The organism is Collinsella sp. AF05-9 (genome assembly GCF_003465595.1).
Taxonomy (GTDB): domain Bacteria; phylum Actinomycetota; class Coriobacteriia; order Coriobacteriales; family Coriobacteriaceae; genus Collinsella.
Genome location: NZ_QSBB01000003.1, coordinates 45,415 through 70,056 on the forward strand (window position 1 = coordinate 45,415; position 24,642 = coordinate 70,056).

The following is a 24,642-nucleotide window of genomic DNA, read 5'->3' on the forward strand; positions in this document are numbered from 1 at the left end:
CACCTTTCTAATTGACATGTTTTCCATTGTGACCGAAGGGTGTCTGGGCGTGAAGAGCAAACTTGGAGGGCGCATACCTTCCATCCATCATGCGCTCGATAAGGCCCTCGAGCTCAAGCGAACCCAGGAGTTTAAGTACGCCGACGGCATCGAGCGAGACGAGCGCCGCGATGTCGTCGACTTTGAGCGGAGAGGCGATGAGCGCATGCATCACGGTCTGCTGCGTTGGATCCAGGTCGGCAATGCCGGGAGCATCGGGGCGCGAGTAGCGCAGGGTGCCGTAGATGCGTGAGATAGCTATCTCGATAGATTCCTCGTCGATGATGCAGCAGGCACCGTTCGCAATGAGGTAATTCGTGCCACGCGACTCGGGCGATAGGATCGACCCCGGCACGGCAAGAAGTTCTCGCCCCAAATCCATAGCAGCCTCGGCTGTAGAAAACGTCCCGGAAGGCATACCCGCCTCGGATACAAAGAGGGCTTGCGACAGGGCCGCGATCACGCGATTGCGGCGCGGAAAGGCAAACTTGCGCGGACCCATGCCCCACGGGGAGATCGACACGACCGCGCCGCCCGTATCGAGTGTGCGCGTGATGAGGCCAGCACTCGAGCGCGGATAGACCACGTCGGCGCCCGTCCCCAGCACCACGACGTGTTTGCCGCCGGAATTGACCGCAGCCCAACCCGAGGCCTGGTCACAACCGACCGCGCCGCCCGAAACTACCGTCACGCCCGCCTCGACCGCAACCTTTGCCGCAAGCTCTGCCACGGCAAGACCATACGGAGAGGCCTTGCGCGCGCCGATGATGGAGAGCGCGGGCGTCGAAAGCACCTCGGGGTTGCCGCGCACATAGAGTGTCTGGGGCACATCAGAAAGCTCCAAAACGGTCTCGGGATACAACGCGTCACCTGGATGCAGCTCGAAGGTCCCCTCGGCCATCATTGGTCCCTCCTTCCCTGGTACATCGCTGCCTCGAGCACGTGGTCCTGCGTCACTTGCTCGCTCTCGGCGACGTCAGCGATTGTACGCGCGATACGCACCAGGCGCACGATGCCGCGGCCCGTGAGATGCGTGCGCTTCGACAGGCCGAGCACACACTTCTCCGCCGCATCATCGAGCTCAAAGGTCGAAACGACGCCGTCAATGGACCGTGTCTCGTCATCCCCGGCCTCGGCATCAGCATCGTCCATACGGGATTCGCGCCAAGCGCGAAAAGCGCGACCGCGCACAACGTAGTCACGTAACTCAGCTGACGACATACCCTCCGCGCCCTCGATAATCACCTGAGGGTCGGGACGGGTCACATCGATCATCATGTCGATACGGTCGGCCAAAGGACCGCGCAGTTTAGACCGATAGCGCTCGACCATCGCCGCCGAGCAGCGACACGGTACCTCACGATCGCCCAAAAAGCCGCAGGGGCAGGGATTGCTCGCAGCCAGCAGCTGAAAGCGCGACGGGAAGGTAAAAGCCCCGTCGACGCGTACGATCCTGACGTAGCCGCGTTCGATGGGCTGACGCAGCGTCTGCAGCACACCCGTGGGAAACTCGGCAAGCTCGTCCAAAAATAGCACGCCGCCATGAGCAAGGCTGATCTCACCCGGGTGCACCGGGCGCCCACCGCCGATAAGACCTGCGGTCGAAATACTGTGATGGGGGCTGCGGAAGGGCCGGTGCCCCGCCAACAAGCCATCAATGTTCTCACCCAAAACCGAATGGATGCACAGCGCCTCCTGTTGATCCTCAACGGAAAGCTCGGGCAGGATGCCGGTCATACGACGCGCGAGCATCGTCTTGCCCGACCCCGGGGACCCGATCATGAGCAAGCCGAGTTCTCCTGCCGCCGCAAGCGCCATGCCGCGCTTGGCGACCTCCTGCCCCAGTACGTCGGCATAGTCGAGCTCGGGCTCAAAGGTCGCCTCGAGCACTTCAGAATCCAAGTAGTGCCGCGCGGCATCGCCCATGCCATGGGCAAGCTGAGACAAATGATCGATGAATCCACAATCCACGCCCGCGAGTGGCACATGCTGGTCTGACCTGCCGGCGATAAAAGACAGCCCCATGTCGCGAGCCAGCAGCTGAAACGCCACCTCGCCCTTGACGGGAAGCACCGTACCGTCCAAGCCGAGCTCGCCGGCGATAAGGCAGCGATCGAGGTTGTCACGGGGAATCTGCCCATCGGCCGCCAGAACCGCGATGGCGATGGGCAGATCAAAGCCGCTACCGGTCTTGCGAATATCGCCGGGCGCTAGGTTGACCGTAATGCCCGAGCGTGGGATCTCGAACCCGGCGGAGCGCATCGCGCAGCGAATACGACCGCGTGACTCCATCACCTCCATACTCGGAATGCCGAGCATTTGGATGCCCGGAACACCACCGGCAAGCGAGACCTCGACCGTGACGTGAATCGCCTCGACGCCGCGGATGCAGGCCGCGTGAACGGCAAACGTCTCGAACGCCATCACGACACCTGCCAATCGAATGCGTTGTACTGATGCTCGATCTCGGCGATATGCCCGCCGCGAATGGTGACACCCACGGCATCGAAGCGAATCGCCTTGAGCGGATAATGCTCCATGAGATAGCAACTTGCGATGCGGCGGTAGCGGCGTTGCTTTTGGGCGTCCACGGCCTCCTCAGGAAAGACCCGCGTGTTGCAATCCAGTGCGACGCGTCTGGTCTTGACCTCGGCCATCACCACGACATCGTCGAGCTCATCGAGCAGCACCAGATCGGCCTCGCCCTCGGTGCAACGATAACCCTGCTCCAGCAAGGTGTAGCCGCGCTCGTTAAAGTAGTCGATGGTGATCAGCTCGCCCAGCATGCCCAGCTCGCGGGGACTGAGTCCCTTGATAAACTCGGGCGTCATCGCCCCGCAGTCGAGCTCGCCGTTTTCCCAACGCTCCTTGAGCTGCTGCGTCTTGCTCTTTTTGCTTGCGGCACTCATGGGGTCTCCTTTCCCGCACGCTGCATTGCCCCGATGATGAGGGCACCTTTCGTGCGGGTAAGTACCGGAAGCAAACCAAAAGCTGACCAAATGCCGTCAAAAAACGGGCCGTACGCAGCAATGGTGTTGCATACGGCCCGTTACCAGCAAGTTTATAAAACCCCAGAGGTCCCTGTCTCCACAATTGACCTAGAAAAGGCGCTCAGTCTGCAGAAAGTTTCCGCAAAAGCTCACGCGGTGCAGTGGACAAAGTCCATGTTTGCGAATGGCCTCGATATGCTCGGGGCTTGCATAGCCCTTCGACTCGGCCAGATGGTACTCGGGATACTCGGCGTCGTACTCGACCATCATCTCGTCACGCGTGACCTTGGCCATGATGGACGCCGCGGCGATGCAGGCGATTTTGGCATCGCCCTTTACCACATCGCGCTCGTTAGGAACGGCGCCCAAGGGGTTACCATCCATGAGGACGCAGTCGGGCTCAAGTCCCGTATCGGCCACGGCGCCCGCAACGGCAGTACGGATAGCACGGGCCATGCCCATTTCATCGATATCCTTCGGCGCGATATGGCAAAAACCGATCGCCGTCGCCACCTCGGCAATCTTCACTGAGAGCAACTCGCGGCGCGCGGGCGTGAGCTTTTTGGAATCGTTGATACCCCAGACGCGCGGCTCCATAGGAAGACAGACGGCGCATACCGTCAAAGGGCCGGCCACCGATCCGCGACCCACCTCGTCGACACCAACGACCACCCCATCGCCACCAAGCTCATGCATAAGCTCGTACATGTCATTGACGCGCTCGCGCTCGGCAAGCTCTTTGGCATGGCGTTTGAGGGCGCGTTCACAAGCCTTGATCACCTGCTGGCGTGGGTCCTCGCGATAATGCTCCACGAGGGCGGGAATCTCCTCAAACGTAGCGCTCGCCAACTCACCGGCAACCTGCGATGCCGAAACCGAGCTCGTCATGTTGGCCATACCAGGCCCTCCTTGCATGCAAATCAGATAAAAAGAAGGGCCACCCGAAGGTGACCCTTGTGTCCAAACGAGTGGACAGACGCTGCGATCTTCTTAGCGCTTCTCGGGGATGCGAGCAGCCTTGCCCACCTTGTCGCGGAGGTAGTACAGCTTGGCGCGACGGACGCGACCATGACGAACGACCTCGAGCTTGGCGATCTTGGGGCTGTGAAGCGGGAAGGTACGCTCAACACCGACACCGAAGGACATCTTGCGGACGGTGAAGGTCTCGCGGGCACCGGCGCCGGCCATGCGGATAACGTCGCCCTGGAAGACCTGAATACGCTCGCGGTCGCCTTCCTTAATGCGGTAGTGAACCTTGACGTTGTCGGCGACGCGAACCTGAGGAATGTCCTCGCGGATCTGCTGACGCTCGATTGCGCGGATGTAATCCATGTGCAATTCCTTACTCTTCTAGAGGTGCCGTACCACCTTGGCCGGCACGTAGTTGAACAAACGTATTCGAGTATACACGCGCGGGTTTCTGCTGCAAGAACAATTTTTTACGCAGACAAAAAGACAAAACCCGCACATGATAACCGCCCGTCTCACGAATGAGACGGGCGGCATGAAGGGGGGGGCTACGCTAGGCGTCGATGCGCAGGGGGGGCTAGGCGTTGCGCTTGGCCTCGAGCTTGGCCTGAGCGGCAGCTAGGCGCGCGAGGGGCACGCGGTAGGGCGAGCAGGACACATAGTCCACATCGGCCACGTTAAACAGGCCCTTGATGGACTTGGGGTCGCCGCCGTGCTCGCCGCACACGCCAAAGTGCATGCCAGGGTTGGTGGCGCGACCCTTTTCGACGGCCATGCGCACGAGCTCCAGCACCGCCGTATCGATGGTCTCGAAGGGGTTGTCCTTCAGGATCTTCTTGTGCAGGTACAGCGGGATGAACTTGGCCTCGGCGTCGTCGCGCGAGAAGCCAAAGGTCGTCTGGGTGAGGTCGTTGGTGCCAAAGCAGAAGAAATCTGCGTGATGGGCGATCTCGTCGGCGACCATGCAGGTGCGCGGCAGCTCGAGCATCGTGCCCACGGGAATATTGAGCTCGACGCCTTCCTCGGCGGAAACCTCGGCGATCACGCGCTCGATAACCTCGCGGGTCTGGACATGCTCGGCCGTGATGGAAACGAGCGGAACCATGATCTCGGGGCGCGGGTCGACACCCTCCTTGATAAGGCGGGCAGCAGCCGTGGCGACGGCGCGAACCTGCATGAGCGGCAGATCGCTAAAGACGACGGACAGGCGCACACCACGCAGGCCCAGCATGGGGTTGGACTCGACCATGCTGTCAATGCGACGCAGGCGGGTGCGCAGGGCGGCAAGCTCTTCCTCGCTGGCGCCAGCGGCTTCCTTCTTGGTGATGGCGACCTCGAGCTCGCGAGGATCATCCAGGAACTCATGAAGTGGCGGATCGAGCAGGCGAACGACCACATCGCGACCGGACATGGTCTTGAACATCGCCAGGAAGTCCTCGGTCTGGACCTTGAGCAGGTCGGCCAGGGCCTGCTGCTTTACGGCCTCGTCATCGGACAGGATAAAGCTCTGGATGATGTTCTTGCGGTCGCCCAGGAACATATGCTCGGTGCGGCACAGGCCGATGGCTTCGGCGCCAAACTCGAGCGCGAGTGCAGCATCCTCGGGGTTGTCGGCGTTGACGCGCACGTGGTTGGCGTGGCCGCTGGTCTCGTCCAGACGGATCTCGTCGGCCCAGGACAGGATGGTGTCCAAGTCGCCGGTGAGCTCTGCAGAGACCAAGTCGACCGCGCCGTCGACGACGATGCCCTGGGTGCCGTCGATGGAGATGATGTCGCCCTCATGCAGCAGGCGGTCACTGCCCTCGATGTGCACGACCTTCTCGGCGGCGTCGATATGGAAGCTTTCGACACCGCAGACGCAGGGCGTACCCATGCCGCGGGCGATAACGGCGGCGTGGCTCGTCTTGCCACCATGGCTCGTCAAGATACCCTCGGCAGCGACCATGCCCTTCAGGTCGTCGGGGTTGGTCTCCCAGCGAACCAGAATGACCTTGTGGCCCTCGTTGGCGCGCGCGACGGCGTCATCACTCGAGAACACGACCTCGCCCACGGCGGCACCGGGGCTGGCGTTAAGACCGGTAGCGAGCGCCTCGTACTTCTTGGAGGCGTCGAACTGCGGGTGCAGGAGCTGGTCGAGCTGTGCAGGGTCGATGCGGCTCACGGCCTCCTCGCGGGTGATGAGGCCCTCCTCGACCATCTCGATGGCGATGCGCAGGGCGGCGGTGGCGGTGCGCTTGCCCACGCGGGTCTGGAGCATCCAGAGCTTACCCTGCTCGATGGTGAACTCGATATCGCACATATCGCGATAGTGGTCCTCAAGCGTCAGGAAGACACGCTCAAGCTCCTCACCTGCGGACTCGAGGCCTGGGGTGGTCTTGAGGTCGGCGATGGGCTCGGTGTTGCGGATGCCGGCGACGACGTCCTCGCCCTGGGCGTTGACCAGAAAGTCACCGTAGAACTCCTTGGTTCCGTCGGCCGGGTTGCGCGTAAAGGCGACGCCGGTCGCCGAGGTCTCGCCCTTATTGCCAAAGGCCATAGCCTGGACGTTGACGGCGGTGCCGAGCTCATCGGAAATGCCATGCTGCTTGCGGTAGATGCAGGCGCGCTCGTTCATCCAGCTGCCAAAGACGGCCTGGATGGCAAGGCGCAGCTGAAGCTCCGGGTCGTGCGGGAAGACGGGCTTGCCGTCAGCGACCTCGAGCTCGGGATACAGGGCAGCCTCGACGTTCTCGGAGAAGATGCCCTTGAAGGTCTCGACGAGTTCCTGCAGGTCCTCGGCCGAAAGCTCGGAATCGACGCGAACGCCGGCGACCAGGCGGGCCTGGGTCAGGGCATTCTCGAACAAGTCGGCATCGACACCCATGACGACGTTGGAGAACATCTGGATAAAGCGGCGGTAGCTATCCCAGGCAAAGCGCGGGTTTTGCGTCTGGGCGATAAGGCCCTGGACGGAATCGTCGTTGAGGCCCAGGTTGAGAACCGTGTCCATCATGCCGGGCATGGAGAACGGAGCGCCCGAGCGGACCGACACGAGCAGCGGATCAGAGGCATCGCCGAGCTTCTTGCCGCAGCGGGCCTCGAGGTCGACCTCGGCGGCAACGATCTCGTCGAGCGCGCCCTCCGGCCACACGTTGCCGGCGCCGGAGTACTCAACGCAAGTCTGGCAGGTAATGGTAAAGCCACCGGGAACCGGCAGGCCGATACGGCTCATCTCGGCAAGGTTAGCGCCCTTGCCACCAAGCACGAAGTTCATGGACTTGTCGCCCTCGGTGACACAGGTGCCCTGGGCGTCGGTTCCAAAACGGTAAACCCTCTTGCAATCGCTCACGATACTTCCCCTTCCATGCGCTTACGCGCACGACCGTGGTAACGAATCGACCCGCCGGATGCAGGCCGTGAGGGAACTATACGGCGGGTTTTGGGCAGGCTTGAGCAGAGGGTGCGCGGTTTGGTAAACGTGCTAAAACAGGCGGTAAACGGTAGGTAAAGTTGGTTACCTTATGAAGATACCACTACAAGAAGAATGCAGGTCAGATGCGATGTATTTGCTAAATCGCTTTATCAATTCAGGCTATTTAGCCACTCCGATGATTTTTCTGGGACGGGGATTAAAAAAATCATTGAGTACCTAATGATTTTTTAATCCCCGTCCCAGAAAAATCATCACAGAAAGGACTACTGCTGTTGAGCGCGGCGGGCGGCACGGCGTGCTCTTGCCTCTTGAATCTCTTCGAGGTGAGCAATGATCTCGGCAGCGCTTTCCTCGATGGCTTTGCCGTCGGTACGCACTACAAAGCAGCCCAGGCGTTTCATGAGCGCGCGGGCTTCCGCAAGCTCACTACGCACGCTCTCGGGCTCGGCATAGGAGCCTGCGACGGCGCGGGCGTAGTCGTCGCCCAAGCGGCTATCGCGAATCTCGGAAATCACATCGACGGTCGAAATCAAGCCGAACAGGCGCATCGGGTCAACCTCGTAAATCGACTTGGGCGGCTCCATGCCATGCGCCAGTGGGACATTGGCGACCTTGTAGCCCTGATAGGCTAAATACATCGACAGCGGCGTCTTGGATGTACGCGACACACCCAGCAGCACGATATCGGCACCCGACAGATCGTCGCAACCACGACCGTCATCGTGCTCAACGAAATACTCCATGGCCTCGATACGATGGAAATAGCGGTCATCGGTCTTGTGAATCACGCCCGCAACGCACTTGGGCGGCACACCGATGAGCGACGACAGCACGGCAAGCGTCGGGCCGATCAGGTCGACCGAACGGATATGCAGCATACCCAGGTAATCGAGCACGCGGGCGCGAAGCGCCGGATCGACAATGGTATGGAACACGGCGACATCGCGATGGTCGGCATCGACGCGCGGCCCCACAAATGACTTGACCTGCTCCACCGAGGTCACCTTGGGCAGGCGCAAGAGACGAAAAGCCCCTTCATCAAATTGCCCGGACGCCGCAAGCACCACCTCACAAGCGGTATCGCCGAGCGAATCGGAGATAACGATAACGGTGGGACGAGCGGTGACCGGGCAATCCATGCGGGGCTCCTTTTGCGCTTATGCGCAGGCTGGCTTACTTTTTGCGGGCAAGCTCACCGATGTTGGCGATGCCGGAGAAAACGGCCTCGAAGCGGTTGAGCAGCTTAAGGCGATTATCGCGAAGCTGCTCGTCCTTGTCCATGACCATGACCTCATCGAAGAAACGGTCGATGGGCGCGCGCAGGGCGGCGAGGGCGGCAAATGCGGCCGGGTAGTCCTCGGCAGCAAGGGCGGCATCGACGGCGGTCTGAGCAGCCTCGGAGGCGTCGGCGAGCGCAAGCTCGACCTCGCCCATCAGGCTGCGGTCATACTCCGCACCCAGCTCGGGCTTGGAGATATGCGCGGCGCGGGCATAGGCGGTCGCCAGGTTGTCGAACGTCTCAGCGTCGTTCTTGCGGGCCTCGTCGAGGGCGGCGCAGCGGGCAAAGAAGACGGACGGGGCGATGATGTGCACCGCGGAGACGGCGGCGACGGTATCGGCCGGAATCTTTTCGTCGCGGGCCATGCTCACCAGGCGGCCATGGAAGAAGTCACGAACCTGCTGGGCGACCTCGGCGGCGTCGAACTCAATGCCCTGCTCACTGTAGAGTTCGAGGGCAAAGTCGATGAGCGACGTGGGGTCGATCGGCAGACGGTCGCGCAGGATGTTGATAATGCCGATAGCGGCACGACGCAGCGCGTAGGGGTCGGAGGAGCCGGTCGGGGGCTCGCCGATGGCAAAGATACCGGCGATGGTATCGAGCTTGTCGGCGCAGGCCACGATGCAGCCAGCGGTGCCCTCGGGCAGCTCGTCACCGGCAAAACGGGGACGATAGTGATCGCGAATAGCATGGGCGACCTCGTCGTTCTCCCCCATCGCGGTCGCGTAATAACCGCCCATCACGCCCTGCTGGCTCGTGAACTCGACGACGGCGTTGGACACCAAGTCTGCCTTGCACAGGTGTGCGGCGCGAGCAGCGTCGGCGGCAAGATGGGCGCCCAGGTGAGCCTCGCGGGCGATAGCGAGCGCGAGCTGCTCGATGCGCTCGGACTTGGCGAGCACGCTACCGAGCTTCTCCTGGAAGGCAACCTTGGACAGACGCTCACGGAACTCGTCGAGGGAGATCTTCAGGTCCTCCTCGTAGAAGAACTTAGCGTCGTCCAGACGGGCGCGCACGACGCGCTCGTTACCGTCGATCACGCGCTCGGCGTTCTCGGGCTTGCTGTTGGAGACGACCACGAACTCACGCGTCAGCTTGCCCTCCCCGTCATAGATCGGGAAGTAGCGCTGGTTGGTGAGCATGGACTCGCAGATAATCTCGTGCGGGACCTTGAGGAACTCCTCGTCGAAAGTACCGACGAGCACCGTCGGCCACTCGCAGAGGTTAATGACCTCCTCAAAGACCTTCTTGGGCGTATCGACATGGCAGCCGGGGCGAGCGGCCTCGACCTCGGAGATACCGGCAAGGATGGCCTCGCGACGGCGCTCGGCAGAAAGCACGCCGGCGTCCTCGAGTACCTGCTCGTAGGCGGCGGGGCTGGCGACAACGTGGTCACCGGGGCCGAGCACGCGATGGCCGCGCGTGGTGTTGCCGCTCGTCACGTCGGCAAACGACACGGGCACAACATCCTCGCCCAGAAGGCAGCAAATCCAGCGGACCGGACGCACGAACGTCGCGTGCTCGTGGCCCCAGCGCTGGGAGCGGTAGTTGGGCCACTGCAGGCCGGCAATGGTCTTCTCGCACAGGGCCGTCAGGATCGGGGTTGCCGGTGCGGAGGGAATGTTCTTCTCGGCAAAGACATACTCGCGACCGTCGGTATCCTCACGACGGACCAGGTCCTCGGCAGCCACACCGCACTTGCGGGCGAAGCCCTGGGCGGCCTTGGTGGCGTTACCGTCAGCGTCGAAGGCGATGTTTGCCGCGGGGCCACGCTTGACCTCGTGAACCTCATCGGTCGCGGTGGCAACGTCGGCAACGAGCGCAGCCAGGCGACGCGGGCTCGAGATCACGCGGACCTCGCCGTGGGCCAGACCGGCCTCGTCGAGACCCTTGGCGATCATGGTACCAAGCTGCTTGACGGCATTGTTCAGCGGTGCAGAGGGCATTTCCTCCGTACCGATCTCAAACAGGAAATCCTTAGCGTCTGCCATGGCTTACGCCACCTCGCCTTCCTGGTCGGCATTCTCGTTGACTCCGGCGACCTCGGCCATGTAGGCCTCGCAGCACGCCTTGGCGACGGCGCGGACGCGCAGGATGTAGTTGGCACGCTCGACCGCGGACAGGGCGCCGCGGGCATCGAGCAGGTTGAAGGCGTGGCTGCACTTCATGACACAGTCGTACGCCGGCAACGGCAGCTTGCGCTCCAGGCAGGAATGGCACTCGGCCTCGTAGTCGTCAAACTTCTGACGCATCATCTCGACGTTGGCGACCTCAAAGTTATAGGCACTGAACTCGCGCTCGTTCTCGAGGAACACGTCGCCGTAGGTCATGGGCGTGCCGTCGGGCAGATAGCTCCACACCAGATCGTAGACCGAGTTGACGCCCTGAGCGTACATGGCGATACGCTCCAGGCCATAGGTGATCTCGACGGGCACGGGGTCGACCTCGATACCGCCCACCTGCTGGAAGTACGTGAACTGCGTGACCTCCATACCGTTAAGCCAGACCTCCCAGCCAAGGCCCCAGGCGCCCAAGGTCGGGCTCTCCCAGTCGTCCTCGACAAAGCGGACGTCATGGTCGTTGGGGTCCAGGCCAATGGCGGCCAGCGAACCCAGGTAGAGCTCCTGGGCGTTGACCGGCGACGGCTTGATGAGCACCTGGAACTGATAGTAGTGCTGCATGCGGTTAGGGTTCTCGCCGTAGCGGCCGTCGGCGGGACGGCGGCAAGGCTGCGCATAGCAGGTGCGCCATTCGGCGGGACCGAGCGAGCGCAGCGTGGTCGCGGTATGGAAGGTACCGGCACCGACCTCGGAGTCATAGGGCTGCATAATGACGCAGCCCTGCTCGCCCCAGTACTGCTGGAGGCGCAGGATGATGTCTTGGAAGGAAAGCGATGAAGCGTTCATGCCTCTAATATCCCCTCGTCGAAACGATTACACGGTTAGGTACTGTACTATAGCGATTTTTAGTCGATAGCGCCGATGCGGTTGAGCGGCCAGTAGCGCACAAGCGCCACAGCGATCAAATCGGAGCGATCGACGGGACCAAAGTAGCGCGAGTCGGCAGAGTTTTCGCGGTTGTCGCCCATCACCCACACGCACCCGTCGGGAACGGTGTAGGGATAACTCACCTGGGCGCCAGGCGCTTGGACCGAAAGCGGCCAACTCATGCCCGTCGTATAGTCCTCGTCGAGCGCTTGGCCGTCAACGACCACCTTGCCGTCCTGCAGGTCGACCGTCTGACCGGCCGTGGCAATAACACGCTTGACAAGAACATCATGCTCGGAAGTGGCATCGGGGTTGTGGAACACCACGATATCACCCTGTTTGACGGGCTGACCGAGCTCGAGGCTCACCTTTTGTGCCAGGATCTGGTCGCCAATCTCGATCGTGTCCTCCATGGAGCCGGTGGGTACCACAAAGGGCTCGACCACAAAGGTGCGGATCAGGAAGGTGGCCACGAGCGCGATCGCGATGACCGCGACCCACTCAAAAGCGCCCCTCAACGCGGAATGCTGCGATGGAACCATTCTCACTCCTCGCTCTGCGAATACGAAGCGTCCAGAATCTCCTGCGCGTATGCGCGCTCCTGGGGCGTAAGCCGTGCCGTCTCGATCAGGTCGGGACGCCAGCGGCAGGTGCGCTCGATGGCATTCTTACGGCGCCAGGCATCGACCTTGGCATGGTCACCGCTCACGAGCACCGGCGGCACGCCCTCGCCGTTGAATTCAGCAGGGCGAGTGTACTGCGCATACTCGAGCAGGCCTCCGTCCTCGGCGGTCGAGAACGACTCGTCGACGTTGCTCATCTCGTCACCAAGGGCGCCGGGAATCAGGCGTACGACAGCATCGGCAACGACCATAGCGGGAAGCTCGCCGCCCGTGAGCACGTAATCGCCGATCGACAGGCGCTCGTCGGCATACGCATAGGCACGCTCGTCGACACCCTCGTAACGGCTGCACACAAACAGCAAGCGCTCGCTTTTGAGCAGGCGCTCGGCCACATGCTGTGTAAAGGGCTCGCCACAGGGGGTAAAAAACACCACGGTGGGCTTAGGACCCTCGGAGCTAATAGCCTCGATGGCCTCGGCAATAGGCTCGACCTTCATGAGCATGCCCTGCCCGCCGCCGTACGGCTCGTCATCGACGGTACGATGGCGGTCGTGCGTCCAGTCGCGCAGGTTATACGCCTTAAAATCAAAAAGGCCGGCCTTGCGGGCGCGGCCCAAAATCGATGTGGACATGACGGGCTCAAACATCTCGGGAAAGACCGAAAGGGTCTCAATCAGCATGTTGTCCTCCCTACTTGTCCATATCGATCAGGCCGTCCATAACGTGGACGAAAATTGTTCCTGTGTCGGGAAGATCGAGCACAACCTGCTCGATCACGGGAATCAGTACCTCGCCGTACCGATCACCCTCGACAACCCAAACATCGTTAGCGGGCGTCGACATGATCTCGACGATCGTGCCGAGCGAACCGAAGCGCTCGTCGACCACCTCGCGACCCATCAGGTCGGTATAGGCGGCGTCGAGTGAATCGAGCTCAAAATCGTCACGATTTGCCAACACATAGCATCCCGTGATGCCCTCGGCGGCCGTCAAGTCGTCAATGCCCTCAAACGAGACCAGATCGCCATCGCCCGTATCGGTGACGGACACGACCGTGCAAAAGCGGTCGCGCTTGAGCGCCGGCGGCGTCAGGGCGACGCGCATACCCGGCTCTAATACAGAAGGAAGCCCCCGCAGCGGCTGCGCGAGGACCTCCCCCTTCCTTCCGTGCGGCTTGACCACACGGGCGATGTTTTTGTACTGGGACCTCAAGGTCCTAGCCCAGAACCTCTACCTCGACAGCAGTGTCGAGGCGAGCGGCCAGTGCACGGGCGAGCGTGCGAATGGCCTTGATGGTACGGCCACGACGGCCGATGACCTTAGCGACGTCATCCTCGGCGACAGAAACCTCAATCGTAGAGGCGTCATCACCATCAATGACCTCAAGGCTCACGGAATCCGGGTCGTCGACGATCTGAACAACGAGATATTCGACGAGATCGGCGATGCGATCTGAGAGCATTGCCTCACCCTCGAGCTGTGCAGCGTCAACCTCAGGCACGATTTACTCCTCGGCGCCCTCAGCGGCCTCAGCGGCAGCCTTAGCGGCCTCGGCCTCTTTGGCGAGCTGCTTCTTGGACTTCTTGACGACGGTCTCGGTCTTCTGGCCCTCGTTGGCGGCCTTGACCAGAGCGGCGACGGCGTCGGTGAGCTGAGCGCCCTTGGACTGCCAGTCGGCGATCTTCTCGAGGTCGAGGTTGATGGTCTTGGGGGCGGTCATCGGGTTGTAGCGGCCAACCTCCTCGATGATACGACCGTCACGCGGGGCGCGGGAATCGGCGACGACGACACGGTAGTACGGACGCTTCTTAGCGCCGTGACGAGCAAGGCGAATCTTGACTGCCAAAGGAAACTCCTCCAACCAAGCAGCTTTAGGCTGCAACTACAAACAAACAGTTGAACATAATACGCCATCGACGCGGGCAGGTGAAGTCCGTGAGACCAACTTCTTCGGTGTAGTCGAGGGCAAATCCATATCTTAGACAAGAATTCGGGATTTGCAAGCACATACACGCACCCCACATGAGCTGCGCGGTATACTCATGACATGGAAAGACGCGAACATACATACGGTTATGAGGATGCCATGGGCGTCACGCCACCTCCCTGGACGGGTCCGGCGGTGGGCCTCATGGACCTCGATGCGTTTTTTGCTAGCGTGGAGATGCTCGATCATCCCGAATGGCGCGGAAAGCCGCTCATCGTGGGCGGAGACGCCGATTCGCGTGGCGTCGTGTCCACGTGTTCGTATGAAGCGCGTCGCTTTGGCGTGCACTCTGCCATGGCCTCGGCCGAGGCGCGGCGCTTGTGCCCGCAAGCCATTTGGACGCACGGGCACTTTGATCGCTACCGCGAGGTGAGCGCGCAGGTCATGGCGATTCTTGCCGAGGAAACGCCGCGCGTAGAGCGCGTATCCATCGACGAAGCCTTTATCGATATCACACCGGGTCGCTTTGCGCCCGAAGACCCGCTACTGGTTGCGCGGCGTATAAGCGACCGCGTGGCAGCGCTGGGAGTGACCTGCTCCATTGGCGTGGGCTGCAACAAGACGGTCGCAAAGATCGCAAGCGAGCGTGACAAGCCGTTTGGATTGACGATTGTGCGCCCCGGGACGGAACAGCGCTTTTTGGCCGCGCTACCAGTGTCTGCCATGAGCGGCATCGGGCGCTCGGCCGAGGAACGACTGCGCCGCATGCGCATCTACACCCTCGGCGAGCTATCACGTGCACCGGAATCCACCTTGGCCTCTATTTTTGGCGTCAACGGCGAACGCATGCGCCAGCGTGCGCTGGGACTCGAAATCTCCGAAGTCACAAGTCTCGATGAAGAGCGTGAGGTTAAATCGGTGAGCAATGAGCGCACCTTCGCGAAAGATTTGACTGAGCGCGGGGACATCGAAGCGGCGATTGCGCTGTTGGGCGAGTCAGTGGGACGCCGCCTGCGCCGTCAGGGACTGACGGGCGCCACGGTGACGCTCAAGCTCAAGTATTCGTATGGCAGCGGGCGTACGGCACAGCGCCGGCTGCCTCATCCGACCGACGATGAGAACATCTTCGTGGCGGTTGCGCTCGAACTGCTCGACAACATCTGGCAGGAAGGCACGCATGTTCGCTTAGCGGGCATCGGCATGAGCGACTTCGACCACCAAGGCGGCATCCAGACCGACCTGTTCTGCGAAGTCGACGACCGCGGAGCCCAATCCAGCGACCGCCGCGACCTCTCAGTCGCTATCGACGCCGTCCGAGACAAGTTCGGCGACACCGCCCTATCCTTCGGCCGCCAATCCCGCTTCAACGATTAACCGCCTTTAGGCAAAAAGAAAGCCGGGCAGGTGCGGAAAACCGCAACTGCCCGGCGAAATGCGCGAAGCTAGCTAAAAATCCCCGTATCAAATGAGCTACTAGAGGAGATTGAGGGGGAGCTGGGGGGCGTCACCCCAGAGCTTTTCTAGGCGGTAGAAGTCGCGGGCTTCGGGAGTGAAGACGTGAACGACAACCGAGCCGTAGTCCATGAGCATCCAGGTCTTCTGCTCGCGGCCCTCGATGGAGAACGGATGCTCGCCGCAAGCCGCGGCGACCTTCTCCTCGATCTCGTCGACGATAGAATCGACCTGGCGGTTGTTGGTACCGGTGGCAAGCACAAAGTAGTCGCACACGTCGGAAAGCTCGGTCAGGTTGAGCACCTGCACGTCCTCGCCCTTCTTGTCGTAGGCGGCCTGCGCGGCGGCGCGGGCGACATCCTCGGCGGCGACACCGCTCGCGGACAGCGAGGCGGCGGTGCGGTCGGACGTGGCAACGAAACTCTTGTGCTCCACACCTTCAAGAATCTGCTCGTCAGTCATGGTCTCGTCGGCCATGGAATACCTCTTTCTAGACACACCCGAGCTAGCGCAGCTGGGCGTAATGGTTGTAAATCGTAATAGCCGTGGGATAAAGATAGCGCCCGGACTGGATCACATAGACCAGACCCTGCGCAAAACAGGAGAAGAACAACTCGTCGAGCGAGGACTTCCCCACCATCTTGCGCAGCGCATGGGCATAGTCGCCGTGACGGTTGGGCTCGATGGCATCTGCCACAAAGACCACCATATCGAGCGGCGTCATGTCGCAGGCACCCACGGTGTGACGGTCGACAGCCTGGAAAACGGCCGGTGACAGCTCGGGAAAAAGCTGCGGAAGCTCATAGGCGGCAACAGGGCCATGCAAAAGCGGCGTCGCGGCGGAAGGAGAGCCGGCAACCTTGATGCCATAGTGAAGCGCGCGGGCCACGAGCTCGTCATCGGAAAGAACCTTGTCCCAGTCGTGAATTAAGCCGGCGGCAGCCGCATCAAAGCGGTCAACGCCGTAGACCTCGGCCAGATGAAGTGCGGTCTCGGCAACACCCAGCGAATGCACATAGCGCTTGCGCTTATCTTTCATGCGAACATCGAGCAGCTCTTGAATGCGCTTGAGCAGCGCGCGCTCATCGCCCTCAAACTGATCCTCTACCGACAACGTAGCCCCCATCACTCAAAATCTTCTTGGCCCAAATCGGCATATAGCCTGCGCTTGCGAATGTAGCCGAGCACGGACTCGCTCGTAAGATAGCGCACGCTCATGCCGCGGGCAACTCGCTTACGAATGTTCGTCGAGCTGATCGCCAGCGCCGGAATCTGAATATAGCGCACGTCGAACGGCAGCCCCGACTCTTTGATTCGGGCACGCGCCGTATCGATATCAAAGCCCGGTCGCGTCGCCGCAATAAAGGTAGCAAGCTCAGCAATTCGCTCGGCATCATGCCAGGTCACAATATCAATAATCGCGTCGGCGCCCGTAATAAAGAAGAGCTTTACCTGCGGCGGGTAAAAGTCGCGAAGGGCATGAAGCGTATCGGCAGTATAGGTCACGCCCGGACGGTCGATCTCGAAACGGCTCGCCAAAAAAGCCGGATTCGCGGCGGTGGCGAGAACCGTCATGGCATAACGGTCCTCAGCAGGCGTCACCGGTTTGTCGAGTTTAAAGGCAGGAGAGCCGGCCGGCATAAAGAGCACAGCGTCCAAGTCGAGCGACTCGCGCGCCTGCTCGGCAGTCACCAGGTGCCCGTAATGAATCGGGTCGAAGGTGCCGCCCATAATGCCAAGCCGAAACTCTTTGCCCTCTTTTATGGGCAGCTCGGGCAAACCGATTCCACCGCGCAGCGACATGGCTTACTCGCCCTCCGAGGTCTCGGCATCGTCCGCGGCATCCGCCGCATCGACAACCTCGACGCCCTCATCCGGAGCATCGGTCACGTCAAGGGCCTCAACGGCAGCGTCCTCGCCAGCGTCCTCGAGCTCCTCGTACTCCGAGAAGTCCTCGGCGCCCTCAAAGTCAAAGGCGCGCTGGCAAATGCGGACCTCGTCGCCCGCACGGCAGCCGGCCTTCTCGAGCGCGTCGTCAACACCCATGCGCGCAAACTTGTGCTGCAGGTAGATGACGGCTTCCTCGTTTTCCCAGTCGGTCTGGATAACCATGCGCTCGATGGCGCGACCGACCACGCGGAAGGCACCGGGCTCTTCCTGAACAATGCGGAAACGCTTCTCGCGCTGCAGGCGACGGCGCTCCCACTCCTCGTCGCGAAGATCGACCGGCTCATCGGAGACCGCCAGCTCGGCGCGCAGCTTAGCCACCTGCTCGCCCACGGCAAGCATCAGCGTGTTGAGGCCGGCGCCCGTCACGGCGGACACGGCAAAGAACATATGTCCATCGTCGAGCGCGGCGCGCTTAAGGTCGGCAATCTTGTCGGCCGTGCCCGGCGCATCGCACTTGTTGGCGACGACGATCTGCGGACGCTCCGAAAGCTCGGCGCCATACTGCTCGAGCTCACGGTTGATGATGCGGTAATCCTCAACCGGGTCGCGATCCTCAAAACCGCCCGTCATGTCGACGACATGCATGATGAGCGCCGTACGCTCGATGTGGCGCAGGAACTGGTGGCCCAAGCCCTTGCCCTCGCTCGCGCCCTCGATGAGGCCGGGGACGTCGGCAACGACATAGGAGTACTCGCCGGCACGCACCATACCCAGGTTGGGCACGAGCGTGGTAAACGGATAGTCGGCGATCTTGGGTCGGGCGGCACTCATGCGCGCGATAAGCGAGGACTTGCCCACCGAGGGGAAGCCCACGAGCGCGGCATCAGCCATGAGCTTCATCTCGAGCTCAATCCAGTGCTCCTCGGCCGGCTCGCCCAGCTGGGCGAATGCGGGCGCGCGGCGCACCGACGTCACAAAGTGCGTATTGCCCAGACCGCCGGCACCGCCGGGCGCCACAACGACGCGCTCGCCATCATGCACCAAGTCGGCAATCTCGAACATCGGGGTCTGCGTCTCGGGGTCGAGCTCGCGCACCACGGTACCCATGGGAACCTTGAGAATAAGGTCCTCGCCGCTCTTACCGTTACGACGGGCACCCTGCCCGTGCGTGCCGCGCTCGGCGCGGAAGTGATGCTTAAAGCGGTAATCGATCAGCGAAGACAGCTGAGCATCGGCCTGGATGACGACATTGCCGCCACGACCGCCGTCACCGCCATCGGGGCCGCCCTTGGGGACAAATGCCTCGCGCCTAAACGACATGCATCCGGCTCCGCCGTCGCCGCCGCACACGTTAATGCGGCTGATATCGGTGAACTGTGACAACAGAATCGCCTCCTACAAAAAGAGGGAGACCCTTGAATCCTAAAACTCAAGTGCCTCCCACATATGTGCTCTATGAAGGGTGAATTACGCGTTCGCGAGCGGGCGTACGCTGACCCTGTGCTTGATACCCTTGTGGAACTCAACGGTACCGTCGACCAGCGCGAACAGCGTGTCGTCCTTGCCACGGCCAACGTTCTCACCCGGGTGGATGTGCGTGCCGTGCTGACGGACGAGAATCGTGCCCGTGGTTACCGTCTGGCCGGCATAGCGCTTCGTGCCAAGGCGCTGACCGCGGGAGTCACGGCCATTACGGGAGGAACCGAGTCCTTTTTTGTGTGCCATTGTGTATACCTACTCTTTCGTTACGAGTGTAATCTACTCGGCGACGGGAGCCTCGGCAACAGCCTCGGCCTCTGCCTTGACAGCCTTCTTGGCGCGGGACGTAGCCTGGACCTTCACGATCTTCAGCTTGGTGAGCTGCTGACGGTGACCCTTCAGACGACGATAGCGCTTACGCTTGTGGAACTTGAAGACCAGCTGCTTCTCGCCCTTGAACTGCTCAACGATCTGAGCGGTAACCTTGGCCTTGGCCAGCTTGTCGGGATCGGTGACGATCTTCTTACCATCGTTGAGGAAGATGACCGGCAGGGTGACCTTGTCGCCCTCATTGCCCTCGATCTTCTCGACGGTGATGACATCGTCGGTGGCGACCTTGTACTGCTTGCCGCCCGTGTTAACGATTGCGTACATGTTTACTTGCCCTTCATGCATCAGTTAGTGCAACAGCCGAATATAGTAGCAGGCGAAAATACCCCCGTCAACGAGTATGTGGAGCAAATCCACAAGTTCGCACAGGTATGGGGCTGACGAGTCGGCCCTCGTCGTCCTCGCATGCTTGATTCTGACGCTCGACATCGTAGGAGCAGATGGTCACGAGGTCTTGCATACCGGTGGAAACAATAGGTGCATCCACGCCCGGGGTCAAGCCCTGCAACAAAACATCAGCAGCGGAAAGCAAAATTTCCGGACGCATGGAGCCCTCGTTGTCGGCATGGGTGTCGAGCATGAGCACCAAATGGTCAGGGCGCTCCCCCGCCGTGAGCTCATAGCCCACGAGCGTGTGATCCAAATCCAAGCGCTTGCTCTTTTTGCCGCGCGCGTAGTCGATGCCATGGTCCGCGCGCAGCGTGTCGATCGCACGACGCACCTCGTCGGCGCTTACGGGCGCCTCGGGATCCAAGTGCAGGTCGATGCGATACGACAGACGCGTGAGCTGCGCCGTCAACGCCGGCGTGCGCACGTCGATGTACGCCGCCTCGATGGGCGCCAGATCGGCCGGAGACGCCGCAGCCAGGCGCCCAAACGCCTCGTCGAGCGCCACGAACTCGGTCATAAACAGGTCATACCACTCGCAGGTCGACGACGTACCCACCGGTAGCGCCGAAGAGAAGCCCACGCGCATGTGCGGAGAGAAGCCCTGCGTGACAGCATAGGGAAGTCCCGCACGGCGCACGATGCGCTCAATGGTATGGATTACTTCGAGATGGCCCAGGTACTTAAGGCGATCGCGCTTGCCATAGCGAACACGAAGTCTAAAGAGCATGGGGTTGTCGGTCAGACGCTCACTCATGCGCGATCACCCACCAATACATTCTTGGCGTGGAGCGTGGGGCAGATTCCGCAGCCGGTGCACGACGTGCGGGTGCAGTCGGGAGTCGTGACACCCTCGAGCGAGCGACGGTACTCGCGCTCGAGGAAGCCACGCGTGCAGCCGGGGCTCACATGCTCCCACGGCAGACGCCAGTCCAACTCGTAGGGCAGGTGCACGAGCTCATTGAGGTCGATGCCGTTTTTGGCAGCAGCCTCCTTCCAGTTATCGAGCGAGAAATGCTCTACCCAGGCGTCAAAGCGAGAGCCCGCGCGCCAAGCATCGATGATGACGGGCGTCATGTCACGACCGGCGCGGGACAGAGCGGCCTCGATGAGCGAGGTCTCGGCATCGTGGTAATGCACGCGGACGGCACGGTTGCGAACGCTCGTGATAAGCAGCTTCTGGCGACGCTTGACGTCGTCGTAGTCGAGCTGTGGGCACCACTGGAACGGCGTGGCAGCCTTGGGGATAAAGACCGAAACCGAGATGGACACCGAGATCGAGCCGCGACGAGCCTTGGGCACCACGGAACGACCGAGCTCCAGCACGTGATCGGCCAGATTGGCGATGGCCACGATGTCCTCGTCGCGCTCGCCGGGAAGGCCCATCATAAAGTAGAGCTTCATGCGGTTCCAGCCGGCCTCGAAGGCCGCCTTGGCCGCACGGTCCAGGTCCTCCTCGGTCACGTTCTTGTTAATGATGTCGCGCATGCGCTGGCTGCCGGCCTCGGGCGCGAACGTCAGGCCGCCCTTCTTTTCGCCGGCGACCGACTCGGCCATATCCACGCCAAACGAATCCAGGCGCTGCGACGGAATAGACACGCGAATACCCGTATCCTCCAGGCGACGGTTGAGCCTGCCGAGCACGTCGCGAATGCAGGAGTGGTCGGTCGTGGAGAGCGAGGTCAGCGACACCTCGTCATAGCCGGTCTTTTCCAGACCCTGAATCACCGACGAGACGATCTGGTCGGCCGAGCGCTCGCGCACCGGGCGATACGTCATGCCGGCCTGGCAAAAACGACAGCCGCGGGCGCAGCCGCGCAGGATCTCGATAGACAGGCGGTCGTGGACCAGCTGCGCATAGGGTACGCACGACTGCGACAGCGGATTCGTGGCGCCGAAATCCTCGACGACGCGCTTGTAGACCACGGTCGGCGCATCCTTGCCCTCACGCGGCACGGTGTAGCCATGCGGCGAGCAGGGCTCGTCGTGACGAACCTCATAGAGCGACGGCACGTAGTTGCCGGCAATGGATGCAAGCTGCTCAACAATCTGCGCGCGCGGGACTCCTTCGTCGCGCAGGCGGCGATGCAGCTGGCAGGTCTCGAGCAGCGATTCCTCGCCCTCGCCGATGAGGATGGCATCGAAAAAGGCCGCGTACGGCTCGGGGTTGTACACCGAGGGACCGCCGGCGATGATGATGGGGTCGTCTTCGCCTCGGTCGGCCGCTAACAGCGGAATGCCAGCGAGATCGAGAGCCTCGAGGAAGTTCGTCACCGCCATCTCGTGCGGCACATGCAGACCGACGATATCAAACGAAGCGACCGGCGCTGCACCTTCGAGCGACAGCAGCGGAATACCCGCCTCGCGCATGGCGTCACCCATATCGGGCCACGGCACATAGCCACGTTCGCAGGAGATGCCCTCGGCCTGGTTAAGGATATTGTAGAGGATGGCGATGCCCTGGTTGGGCAGACCAACCTCGTACACATCCGGGTAGATCAAGCAGCAACGGTAGTCGGCATCGGCCTTTGAAAGCGTGCCCCACTCGTGATCGATATAGCGACTCGGCTTTTCGACCTTGGCGAGCAGCGGCTCAATTAAATGAAAACAGTCTTGATACGGAACGCGCAACGGATAACCCCTAAGCAGCGAGATCGGATGCGTCTTGGTAGGACGCCATAGGACGGGTAGCACCCGCGACCGTGGTCACCAGATCGCGAACGCGGGAGAACGTGGCAGTGACCACCTCGTTGGCACGGCTGTAGTCGACATCGCGCTCGTAGAGCGAAACGAGCGCACGGCCCATGCCATAGGTGCCCGCAGCAGCAGTGAGCGCCTTGACGGCAAACCCAATATGCGGCGTCTGCTTGACGAGCGCGCGGGTGACCGCGCGGATCACAAGACCGCCGGCAAGCACGCCAGCGACCTCGTAGCCGCGCTCAGGCTTAATGCCGCGTCCAAAGACGGCAGCGAGCTCAAAGAGCATGCCCACCTGCGCCAGCGCCATAACGGGATAATCGGCGCCCGGCAAAAACACCAGCGCACCGGTCGCCATATTGGTGAGCGCGCACGAGGTGATGATACGATTGGCCGCCGCGATGCGCATGAAGGCAAAGTTCGCCGCAAAAGCCGTTTCCTTTTCGGTGCGATCGAGAATCCAGCGGGCAAGCGTCTCGAGCAGATACGTCTTATCGGTTGCTGCTACCACGCCGAGCATGGGCGTGGATTCCTCGATAAACGGCACCTCCACAGCAGACTCGGCAAGCACGCACACGGGGGCGCCGGCGATCACGAGCTCCTGCACGGCACTCTCCAAGCGGTCGGAGCCGCACGAGAGCACCAGCACCACATCGGTATCGGTCTTTGGAGTAATTCGCTCCTCCCCCAGACGCTCGACGCGCACAATGCCCGAGGTCGTCTGCGGCACAAAGGCGTCACGCACCGTCTCGGCCAGAAAGCGCGAGGCGGACGAATCCAAATAGACCGAGACGCGCACCGGCGTATCGGAATCCTTCTTAACGGACGCGCCCATCTTAAAAGCGCGGGTCAGCTTATCTACGGGAATTTTCATAGCAAACCCCTCCAGCGGTTACGCGGCGCCCGAACGATGCCGCCATATGGATTGTACGATACCCACCGTCAGCAGCTGAATCATCATCGAAGACGAACCGAAGCTAATAAACGGTAGCGGAATACCAGTTATCGGCATCATGCCGATGCACATGCCGATGTTTTCGAAGGTCTGGAACGCCCACATGCCAACGATGCCCACACACGATAGGCGCAAGAACAGCGACTCACACTTAAAGGCGACGCGAATCGTCGAAAAGATCAGCAGCACGTAGAGGCACAGGAGCAAAAAGGAACCGCAAAAGCCAAAGGTCTCGGACAGGAAGGCGAAGACGAAGTCGGTGTGGAACTCAGGCAGAAAGCCGCCGGCCGACTGCGTCGCATGGCCCAAACCCTTACCAAAGAAGCCGCCCGAGCCAACGGCGATAAGCGACTGCTGCAGGTTGTAGGCATCGTCCGAATCGGCATTATCGGGGTCGATAAAGACCGTCAGGCGGTTCATCTGATACTGCTTGATGAGCACATCGTGGCCGAGCAACGAATCAAAGACCGAATCGAGCGCCAGGACGAGGGCCACCAGGCCCACAAGCAGGGCCAGGGTCGACAGCACCCATTCGCGGCGCGCACCGCTCATGCAGATGACGATGGCGCCCGAGACCAGCACGACCAGGCCCGAGCCCAGGTCGCCCATGGCAACGACGGCCAAAAACGGGATGGACAGCATGCCGCAGAGCTTGACGTAGTCGCGAACGGTATCGATGCGGCCGTTATACTGCGAGCCAAGCGTGGCGATAAAGAAGATGGTGATGAGCTTGGCAAGCTCAACCGGCTGGAATGTCAAGCCGATACCGGGAATCTTGATCCAGCCCGTCATGCCCAGACCGCCCGTATAGGACAGGCCCGGAATCTTGGGCGAGAAGATCACAATAAGGTCAATGACGAGCAGCGCCGTCGAGAAGTTAGAGATGCCGCGCAGATCGGTACGCCAGACCAGCACCGCCAGCATCGCCCCGATACCAATTCCCAGCAGATGGCGTGAGAACGAAGCATCGGCCTTAAACTGTGAAGCCGACCAAATAATGATGGCGCCATAGGCAACGAGCGCGACGGTAGCCAGCAGCACACCGATATGCACCTTTTGGCGAAACGTACCGCGCGAGGCCGAAAGTTGCTTGTTGACGCGGTCCAGGCTGCTGCGAGAGCCGGTCTTGGTTGAACGGAACAGATCCGCCGGAGAAAAATCCATCG

Annotated in this window: 25 protein-coding genes; 1 reads left to right on the forward strand and 24 read right to left on the reverse strand. The window is 61.5% G+C overall.

The annotated features are described in order from the left end of the window. Positions 1 to 7 precede the first annotated feature (7 nt). The 14 genes from DWV43_RS01655 to rpsP form a co-directional block, all read right to left on the reverse strand. On the reverse strand, positions 8 to 943 hold the full coding sequence (locus DWV43_RS01655; protein WP_369832299.1) for a DNA-processing protein DprA: 936 nt from the start codon (positions 941 to 943) through the stop codon (positions 8 to 10). Then, positions 940 to 2,463 carry a YifB family Mg chelatase-like AAA ATPase gene (locus DWV43_RS01660; RefSeq protein ID WP_117816865.1) on the reverse strand — a complete coding sequence of 508 codons (1,524 nt, stop codon included), beginning with the start codon at positions 2,461 to 2,463 and terminating at the stop codon, positions 940 to 942. Before DWV43_RS01660 ends, DWV43_RS01655 begins: the two co-directional genes overlap by 4 nt. Further along, positions 2,463 to 2,948 (reverse strand): YraN family protein, encoded by a 486-nt coding sequence (locus tag DWV43_RS01665; protein ID WP_006236100.1) that lies wholly within the window; start codon positions 2,946 to 2,948, stop codon positions 2,463 to 2,465. Before DWV43_RS01665 ends, DWV43_RS01660 begins: the two co-directional genes overlap by 1 nt. Before the next feature lie 189 nt (positions 2,949 to 3,137). Beyond that, positions 3,138 to 3,926, reverse strand: a complete 789-nt coding sequence (locus DWV43_RS01670; RefSeq protein WP_055250018.1) for a ribonuclease HII — start codon at positions 3,924 to 3,926, stop codon at positions 3,138 to 3,140. A gap of 93 nt (positions 3,927 to 4,019) precedes the next feature. Then, entirely contained in the window at positions 4,020 to 4,361 is a 342-nt protein-coding gene (rplS, locus tag DWV43_RS01675; RefSeq protein ID WP_006236098.1) for a 50S ribosomal protein L19, read from the reverse strand. Between the two features lie 214 nt (positions 4,362 to 4,575). Beyond that, positions 4,576 to 7,326, reverse strand: a complete 2,751-nt coding sequence (ppdK, locus tag DWV43_RS01680) for a pyruvate, phosphate dikinase (RefSeq protein WP_117816864.1) — start codon at positions 7,324 to 7,326, stop codon at positions 4,576 to 4,578. A 347-nt stretch (positions 7,327 to 7,673) separates the two neighbouring features. Continuing rightward, complete coding sequence (locus tag DWV43_RS01685; RefSeq protein WP_117637236.1) at positions 7,674 to 8,549, reverse strand: pyruvate, water dikinase regulatory protein; 876 nt, start codon at positions 8,547 to 8,549, stop codon at positions 7,674 to 7,676. A 34-nt stretch (positions 8,550 to 8,583) separates the two neighbouring features. After that, the gene (glyS, locus tag DWV43_RS01690; RefSeq protein ID WP_117816863.1) at positions 8,584 to 10,680 is read right to left on the reverse strand and encodes a glycine--tRNA ligase subunit beta; all 2,097 of its coding nucleotides are present in this window, start codon (positions 10,678 to 10,680) and stop codon (positions 8,584 to 8,586) included. Between the two features lie 3 nt (positions 10,681 to 10,683). Next, positions 10,684 to 11,595: a glycine--tRNA ligase subunit alpha gene (locus tag DWV43_RS01695; RefSeq protein ID WP_006236091.1), complete on the reverse strand. Its 912-nt coding sequence runs from the start codon at positions 11,593 to 11,595 to the stop codon at positions 10,684 to 10,686. 59 nt (positions 11,596 to 11,654) lie between these two features. After that, positions 11,655 to 12,218 carry a signal peptidase I gene (gene lepB, locus DWV43_RS01700; RefSeq protein WP_055250011.1) on the reverse strand — a complete coding sequence of 188 codons (564 nt, stop codon included), beginning with the start codon at positions 12,216 to 12,218 and terminating at the stop codon, positions 11,655 to 11,657. Positions 12,219 to 12,220: 2 nt separating this feature from the next. Further along, entirely contained in the window at positions 12,221 to 12,979 is a 759-nt protein-coding gene (gene trmD / locus DWV43_RS01705; protein ID WP_055250008.1) for a tRNA (guanosine(37)-N1)-methyltransferase TrmD, read from the reverse strand. A 10-nt stretch (positions 12,980 to 12,989) separates the two neighbouring features. Next, positions 12,990 to 13,511: a ribosome maturation factor RimM gene (gene rimM, locus DWV43_RS01710; RefSeq protein WP_117816862.1), complete on the reverse strand. Its 522-nt coding sequence runs from the start codon at positions 13,509 to 13,511 to the stop codon at positions 12,990 to 12,992. Between the two features lie 4 nt (positions 13,512 to 13,515). Then, complete coding sequence (locus tag DWV43_RS01715; RefSeq protein WP_171021534.1) at positions 13,516 to 13,761, reverse strand: KH domain-containing protein; 246 nt, start codon at positions 13,759 to 13,761, stop codon at positions 13,516 to 13,518. Positions 13,762 to 13,803: 42 nt separating this feature from the next. Then, positions 13,804 to 14,145 carry a 30S ribosomal protein S16 gene (rpsP, locus tag DWV43_RS01720; protein ID WP_117816861.1) on the reverse strand — a complete coding sequence of 114 codons (342 nt, stop codon included), beginning with the start codon at positions 14,143 to 14,145 and terminating at the stop codon, positions 13,804 to 13,806. A gap of 201 nt (positions 14,146 to 14,346) precedes the next feature. Here rpsP and dinB point away from each other — a divergent pair, with 201 nt between their 5' ends. Continuing rightward, entirely contained in the window at positions 14,347 to 15,600 is a 1,254-nt protein-coding gene (dinB, locus tag DWV43_RS01725) for a DNA polymerase IV (RefSeq protein WP_199569306.1), read from the forward strand. Positions 15,601 to 15,699: 99 nt separating this feature from the next. Here dinB and rsfS read toward each other — a convergent pair whose 3' ends face one another. From rsfS to DWV43_RS01775, 10 genes are all read right to left on the reverse strand, one after another. Next, on the reverse strand, positions 15,700 to 16,155 hold the full coding sequence (rsfS, locus tag DWV43_RS01730) for a ribosome silencing factor (RefSeq protein WP_117816859.1): 456 nt from the start codon (positions 16,153 to 16,155) through the stop codon (positions 15,700 to 15,702). 28 nt (positions 16,156 to 16,183) lie between these two features. Further along, positions 16,184 to 16,717, reverse strand: a complete 534-nt coding sequence (yqeK, locus tag DWV43_RS01735) for a bis(5'-nucleosyl)-tetraphosphatase (symmetrical) YqeK (RefSeq protein WP_197736885.1) — start codon at positions 16,715 to 16,717, stop codon at positions 16,184 to 16,186. Positions 16,718 to 16,803: 86 nt separating this feature from the next. Then, on the reverse strand, positions 16,804 to 17,481 hold the full coding sequence (gene nadD / locus DWV43_RS01740) for a nicotinate-nucleotide adenylyltransferase (protein WP_117816858.1): 678 nt from the start codon (positions 17,479 to 17,481) through the stop codon (positions 16,804 to 16,806). Between the two features lie 3 nt (positions 17,482 to 17,484). Next, positions 17,485 to 18,951, reverse strand: a complete 1,467-nt coding sequence (obgE, locus tag DWV43_RS01745; RefSeq protein WP_199569298.1) for a GTPase ObgE — start codon at positions 18,949 to 18,951, stop codon at positions 17,485 to 17,487. 84 nt (positions 18,952 to 19,035) lie between these two features. Further along, positions 19,036 to 19,293, reverse strand: coding sequence for a 50S ribosomal protein L27 (rpmA, locus tag DWV43_RS01750; protein WP_006236075.1), 258 nt, complete (start codon positions 19,291 to 19,293; stop codon positions 19,036 to 19,038). A gap of 33 nt (positions 19,294 to 19,326) precedes the next feature. Continuing rightward, complete coding sequence (gene rplU / locus DWV43_RS01755) at positions 19,327 to 19,701, reverse strand: 50S ribosomal protein L21 (RefSeq protein WP_035138585.1); 375 nt, start codon at positions 19,699 to 19,701, stop codon at positions 19,327 to 19,329. 67 nt (positions 19,702 to 19,768) lie between these two features. Next, a complete protein-coding gene (locus DWV43_RS01760) occupies positions 19,769 to 20,581 on the reverse strand; it encodes a TIGR03936 family radical SAM-associated protein (RefSeq protein ID WP_117816856.1) in 813 nt (270 codons plus the stop codon). Further along, positions 20,578 to 22,455 carry a TIGR03960 family B12-binding radical SAM protein gene (locus DWV43_RS01765; RefSeq protein WP_117816855.1) on the reverse strand — a complete coding sequence of 626 codons (1,878 nt, stop codon included), beginning with the start codon at positions 22,453 to 22,455 and terminating at the stop codon, positions 20,578 to 20,580. Before DWV43_RS01765 ends, DWV43_RS01760 begins: the two co-directional genes overlap by 4 nt. A gap of 10 nt (positions 22,456 to 22,465) precedes the next feature. Continuing rightward, entirely contained in the window at positions 22,466 to 23,395 is a 930-nt protein-coding gene (locus DWV43_RS01770; protein WP_117816854.1) for a YcjF family protein, read from the reverse strand. Between the two features lie 18 nt (positions 23,396 to 23,413). Then, entirely contained in the window at positions 23,414 to 24,640 is a 1,227-nt protein-coding gene (locus DWV43_RS01775) for an FtsW/RodA/SpoVE family cell cycle protein (RefSeq protein ID WP_117816853.1), read from the reverse strand. Between the last annotated feature and the right edge of the window lie 2 nt (positions 24,641 to 24,642).

What these genes read in the sequence shown, in the direction of transcription:
- dinB (WP_199569306.1), top strand. Translation starts at nt 14,347, where the DNA reads ATGGAAAGACGCGAACATACATACGGTTATGAGGATGCCATGGGCGTC.
- rsfS (WP_117816859.1), bottom strand. Translation starts at nt 16,155, where the DNA reads ATGGCCGACGAGACCATGACTGACGAGCAGATTCTTGAAGGTGTGGAG.
- trmD (WP_055250008.1), bottom strand. Translation starts at nt 12,979, where the DNA reads ATGCTGATTGAGACCCTTTCGGTCTTTCCCGAGATGTTTGAGCCCGTC.
- yqeK (WP_197736885.1), bottom strand. Translation starts at nt 16,717, where the DNA reads ATGAAAGATAAGCGCAAGCGCTATGTGCATTCGCTGGGTGTTGCCGAG.
- lepB (WP_055250011.1), bottom strand. Translation starts at nt 12,218, where the DNA reads ATGGTTCCATCGCAGCATTCCGCGTTGAGGGGCGCTTTTGAGTGGGTC.
- DWV43_RS01770 (WP_117816854.1), bottom strand. Translation starts at nt 23,395, where the DNA reads ATGAAAATTCCCGTAGATAAGCTGACCCGCGCTTTTAAGATGGGCGCG.
- glyS (WP_117816863.1), bottom strand. Translation starts at nt 10,680, where the DNA reads ATGGCAGACGCTAAGGATTTCCTGTTTGAGATCGGTACGGAGGAAATG.
- DWV43_RS01670 (WP_055250018.1), bottom strand. Translation starts at nt 3,926, where the DNA reads ATGGCCAACATGACGAGCTCGGTTTCGGCATCGCAGGTTGCCGGTGAG.
- DWV43_RS01665 (WP_006236100.1), bottom strand. Translation starts at nt 2,948, where the DNA reads ATGAGTGCCGCAAGCAAAAAGAGCAAGACGCAGCAGCTCAAGGAGCGT.
- DWV43_RS01775 (WP_117816853.1), bottom strand. Translation starts at nt 24,640, where the DNA reads ATGGATTTTTCTCCGGCGGATCTGTTCCGTTCAACCAAGACCGGCTCT.
- DWV43_RS01695 (WP_006236091.1), bottom strand. Translation starts at nt 11,595, where the DNA reads ATGAACGCTTCATCGCTTTCCTTCCAAGACATCATCCTGCGCCTCCAG.
- nadD (WP_117816858.1), bottom strand. Translation starts at nt 17,481, where the DNA reads ATGTCGCTGCGCGGTGGAATCGGTTTGCCCGAGCTGCCCATAAAAGAG.
- rplS (WP_006236098.1), bottom strand. Translation starts at nt 4,361, where the DNA reads ATGGATTACATCCGCGCAATCGAGCGTCAGCAGATCCGCGAGGACATT.
- DWV43_RS01660 (WP_117816865.1), bottom strand. Translation starts at nt 2,463, where the DNA reads ATGGCGTTCGAGACGTTTGCCGTTCACGCGGCCTGCATCCGCGGCGTC.
- rplU (WP_035138585.1), bottom strand. Translation starts at nt 19,701, where the DNA reads ATGTACGCAATCGTTAACACGGGCGGCAAGCAGTACAAGGTCGCCACC.
- DWV43_RS01685 (WP_117637236.1), bottom strand. Translation starts at nt 8,549, where the DNA reads ATGGATTGCCCGGTCACCGCTCGTCCCACCGTTATCGTTATCTCCGAT.
- rpmA (WP_006236075.1), bottom strand. Translation starts at nt 19,293, where the DNA reads ATGGCACACAAAAAAGGACTCGGTTCCTCCCGTAATGGCCGTGACTCC.
- DWV43_RS01715 (WP_171021534.1), bottom strand. Translation starts at nt 13,761, where the DNA reads ATGCTCTCAGATCGCATCGCCGATCTCGTCGAATATCTCGTTGTTCAG.
- DWV43_RS01655 (WP_369832299.1), bottom strand. Translation starts at nt 943, where the DNA reads ATGATGGCCGAGGGGACCTTCGAGCTGCATCCAGGTGACGCGTTGTAT.
- DWV43_RS01760 (WP_117816856.1), bottom strand. Translation starts at nt 20,581, where the DNA reads ATGAGTGAGCGTCTGACCGACAACCCCATGCTCTTTAGACTTCGTGTT.